General features: G+C 73.0%; 4 protein-coding genes. All 4 read left to right on the forward strand.

The window, feature by feature from the left end; genetic code table 11:
* Positions 1-549, forward strand: a 549-nt coding sequence (locus ET526_RS21415; protein ID WP_204623746.1) for a hypothetical protein, incomplete at its 5' end; no start/stop codon positions are given.
* 49 nt (positions 550-598) lie between these two features.
* Positions 599-1,384: an alpha/beta fold hydrolase gene (locus tag ET526_RS20865; protein WP_158295661.1), complete on the forward strand. Its 786-nt coding sequence runs from the start codon at positions 599-601 to the stop codon at positions 1,382-1,384.
* Positions 1,385-1,401: 17 nt separating this feature from the next.
* Positions 1,402-2,364 carry an alpha/beta hydrolase gene (locus ET526_RS20870; protein ID WP_135470993.1) on the forward strand — a complete coding sequence of 321 codons (963 nt, stop codon included), beginning with the start codon at positions 1,402-1,404 and terminating at the stop codon, positions 2,362-2,364.
* A gap of 2 nt (positions 2,365-2,366) precedes the next feature.
* Positions 2,367-3,134, forward strand: a complete 768-nt coding sequence (locus ET526_RS20875; RefSeq protein WP_135470995.1) for an SDR family NAD(P)-dependent oxidoreductase — start codon at positions 2,367-2,369, stop codon at positions 3,132-3,134.
* Positions 3,135-3,312 lie beyond the last annotated feature (178 nt).

A 3,312-nucleotide genomic window follows, 5' to 3' on the forward strand; every position in this document is an offset into this window, starting at 1 on the left:
AAGGACCGGAACCCCTACCGCGCGGGCTTCGCGCAGGTGGTGGCGGTGGCGGAGAGCCGCGAGCAGGCGGTCGCGCTCTACACCCGCCCGGCCGAGTATTTCTTCAACCGCTGCCTGCACATCGACCCGCGCTTCGCCGCGCCGCCCGGCTACACCACCGAGGCGACGCAGCGCGCCGGCCTCGAGAGCATGGTGCGCCGCGCCGCCAGCGCGCAGAGCCTGATCGCCGGCGAGAAGGCGAACCGCGGCCTGACCATGGCCGACTTCGTCGAGCGCGGCTATGTCGTCATCGGCAGCCCGGACGAGGTGGTGGAGCAGCTCACCCAGCTCGCCACCGAGCTCCATGTCGGCCACCTGATGCTGCTGATGCAGTTCGGCGACATGGACAAGAAGCTCACCCAGTACAACACGCGGCTGTTCGCGGAGCGGGTGATGCCGCGCCTCCGCCCGCTCTTCTCCGAGTGGGAGGACCGCTGGTGGCCGCAGCCGATGCAGGCGGCGGAGCGCGCGGCACCCTCCGCCTTCCGGCCGCGCCTCGCCGCCGAGTAGCGCCGCCCCTTCCCCCTCCGGCATCAGCACCAGCAACGCGGAGCGCAGCGTGAGCGAACCGGAAACCCTGACCGTCGAGATCAACGGCTTTCCCACCCGCATCTGGAGGAAGGGCAGCGGCCGGCCGATCGGCTTCCTCGCCGGCTTCGGCGGCCTGCCGCGCTGGGTGCCCTTCCTCGACCGCTTGGCCGAGGGGCGCACCGTCATCGTGCCCTCGCTGCCCGGCTTCCCGGGCGGGGATCGCGGGCATACGGTGCTCGACACGCATCTCGACTGGCTGCTCGCCGTGCGCCAAGTGCTGGTGGCGGCCGGGCTCGGCGAGGAGGCGGATCTCGCGGGCAGTTCGGTCGGCGCCTCCTTCGCCGCGGAGATGGCGGCGGTGTGGCCGCAGGCGGTGCGGCGGCTGGCGCTGATCGCGCCCTTCGGCCTGTTCGACGAGAAGGACCCGCCGGCCGATCCCTGGGCGCAGCGGGCCGACGCGGTGCCCGCCCTGATGACCGCCGATCCCGAGATCTGGAAGGCGCTGAAGGCGGTGCCGGAGGGCGCCAATTCGGTGGAATGGCCGATCGAGCAGACCCGCGCCGCCGAGGCCGCGGCGCGCATCTTCTGGCCGCTCGGCAACACCAGGCTGGAGAAGCGCCTGCCCCTGATCCAGGCGCCGACCCTGCTGCTGTGGGGCGAGCAGGACCGGCTGATGCCGCAGAGCTACGCCGGGCGCTTCGCCCGCCTCATCGCCGGCCGAACCGAGACCCGCACCATCCCCGGCGCCGGGCACCTCGCCGAGCTCGACCGGCCGGAGGAGGTGGCGCGCGCCATCCTCGAGTGGTGCGCCTGAGGGGGAAGGAGGAACCCATGCCCATGCCGCTCGACCCCGGCGCCAAGCGCGTCCTCGACCTGATCCGCGAACTCGGCCGACCGCCGATCCAGACGCTGAGCCCGCCCGAGGCGCGGGAGGCCACGGCGAAGTCGCGCGCCGTGCTGCAGCCGGAGCCGCCCGAGGTGGCGGAGGTGGAGGACCTCACCTGCCCCGGCCCCGCCGGCCCGATCCGCCTGCGCCGCTACCGCGGCATGGGCACCGCGAAGGACGCCGCACTGCCCTGCCTCGTCTTCCTGCATGGCGGCGGCTGGGTGATCGGCGACCTCGACAGCCACGACCAGCCCTGCCGGGTGCTGGCGAACGCGGCGCAGTGCTGCGTCGTCGCGGTGGACTACCGCCTCGCGCCCGAGCACCGCTTCCCCGCCGCGGTCGAGGACAGCGCCGCCGCCCTGCGCTGGGTGGCGGAGAACGCGGCGCGGCTGCGCATCGACCGCGGGCGCATCGCCGTGGGCGGGGACAGCGCCGGGGGCAACCTCGCCGCCGTGCTCTGCCTGATGGGGCGCGAGGGGCAGGTGCCGATGCCGGGCGCGCAGCTTCTGCTCTACCCCGCGACCGACATGGCCGGCGCCAAGCCGGCCTATGAGCGCTTCACCGAGGGCTACATCCTCACCCGCGACACCATGCACTGGTTCATCAACCACTACATCGGCGAGCCGATGCAGAAATACGACTGGCGCGCCTCGCCGCTGCGCGCGCCGAGCCTGGCCGGCCTGCCGCCCGCCTTCGTCATGACCTGCGGCCACGATCCGCTGGTGGATGAGGGCATCGCCTATGCGCGGCGGCTGGAGGAGGACGGCACCCATGTCGCCCATCTGCACGTCGCCGACCAGATCCATGCCTACCTGACCATGGGGAAGTTCATCCCGGCCTCGGAGCTCACCCTGCGCCAGGCGGCGCTGTGGCTCGCCACCCAGTGGCAGGGACGGGAGGGCCTCTGAGCGTGGCGGGGCTGCTGGAGGGCAAGTCGGCGCTGGTCACCGGCGGCGGCTCGGGCATCGGCCGCGCCACCGCGCTCGCCTTCGCGCGGGAGGGCGCCTGGGTCGCGGTCGCGGACCTGACGCTGGAGCGGGCGCAGGAGACGGTCGGCGCCATCGAGGCGGCGGGCGGACAGGCGGTGGCGATCGCCTGCGACGTCACCGAGGAGGAGGCGGTGGCGGCGATGGTCGCCGCCGCGGTGAGCGCCTTCGGCGGGCTCGACTGCGCCTTCAACAACGCCGGCATCGCCCCCTTCCAGGTGAATGCGGCCGGGGTGAAGGCGGCCGACTTGGCGCCAGAGGCTTGGCAGCGCATTCTCGACGTCAACCTCACCGGCGTCTGGCGCTGCCTGCGCCACGAGGTGGCGCAGATGCGCAGGCAGGGGGGTGGGGCGATCGTCAACACCGCCTCCATCGCCGGGCTGCTCGGCCTGCCGACCGCCGCGGCCTATGTCGCGAGCAAGCACGCGGTGGTCGGGCTGACCAGGGCGGCGGCCGTGGACCACGCGGAGGAGGGCATCCGCGTCAACGCCGTTTGCCCCGGCTACATCGAGACGCCGATGACCGAGGATTCGATGCGCCGGCGCGGCGAGCGGATCATGGCCCGCGTCCCCCTGGCGCGGATGGGCCAGGCGGAGGAGATCGCCCAGGCGGTAACCTTCCTCTGCTCCGACCGCGCGAGCTTCGTCACCGGCGCGGCCTGGACGGTGGATGGAGGTTACGCGGCGGTCTGATGGCCAGGCCCTCGCGGATCGCGGCCGAGCCGCCCTTGGACGCCGCGCGCCTAGAGCAGATCGCGGATGGCTGGAAACAGCCGGGAGCGTAACTCTGCTCTGCAAACAATGGGCTGGAGCCGTTTCCGCGTTCATAGTCGAGTGGAAACGGCGCTAGGGGTCTGGACGCAATCGCGCC

The organism is Crenalkalicoccus roseus, assembly GCF_004761865.1.
Classification (GTDB): Bacteria; Pseudomonadota; Alphaproteobacteria; order Acetobacterales; family Acetobacteraceae; genus Crenalkalicoccus; species Crenalkalicoccus roseus.